This window comes from Teichococcus wenyumeiae (genome assembly GCF_003696345.1).
GTDB lineage: Bacteria > Pseudomonadota > Alphaproteobacteria > Acetobacterales > Acetobacteraceae > Pseudoroseomonas > Pseudoroseomonas wenyumeiae.
In genome coordinates, this window is sequence record NZ_RFLX01000193.1 from 1 (window position 1) to 576 (window position 576).

At 60.9% G+C, this 576-nt stretch carries 1 protein-coding gene; it reads left to right on the forward strand.

Going from position 1 to position 576, the window contains the following annotated elements:
- Nucleotides 1-576, forward strand: a 576-nt coding sequence (locus EBE87_RS28565) for an IS6 family transposase (protein WP_233560302.1), incomplete at both ends; no start/stop codon positions are given.

Below are 576 nucleotides of genomic sequence, written 5' to 3' on the forward strand. Positions count from 1 at the left end.
CAGCTTCGCCGGATATCGCTTCCCGGCCGAGATCATCAGCCAGGCGGTGTGGCTCTATTTCCGCTTTCCCCTCAGCTTGCGGAGGGTGGAGGAAATGCTGGCCTTCCGCGGCATCGTCGTCAGCCATGAAACACTGCGGCAGTGGGGCCGTAAGTTCGGCCAGGCTTTTGCCAACCAGATCCGCCGTCGGCTGCCCCAGGCGGGTGACAAGTGGCACTTGGATGAGGTCGTCCTCAAGATCAACGGTGTGACGCATTGGCTTTGGCGTGCCGTTGATCAGGCCGGGATGGTACTCGATGTGCTGGTGCAGAGTCGACGAGATAAGCAAGCTGCCAAGCGGCTCCTCAGGAAGCTGCTGAAGCGGCAGATGCGGCCACCACGGGTGATGATCACCGACAAGCTGGCGAGCTACGGTGCCGCGAAGAAGGACGTGATGCCTTCAGTTGAGCACCGCCAGCACAAGGGGCTGAACAACAGGGCGGAGAACTCCCATCTGATCCTCCACGACTTGCGTGGACGGGTTACGCTACGTTTGCTGCTTGTCGTTCTGCCTGTTCTGGCGTGCGGTAGTCCAGG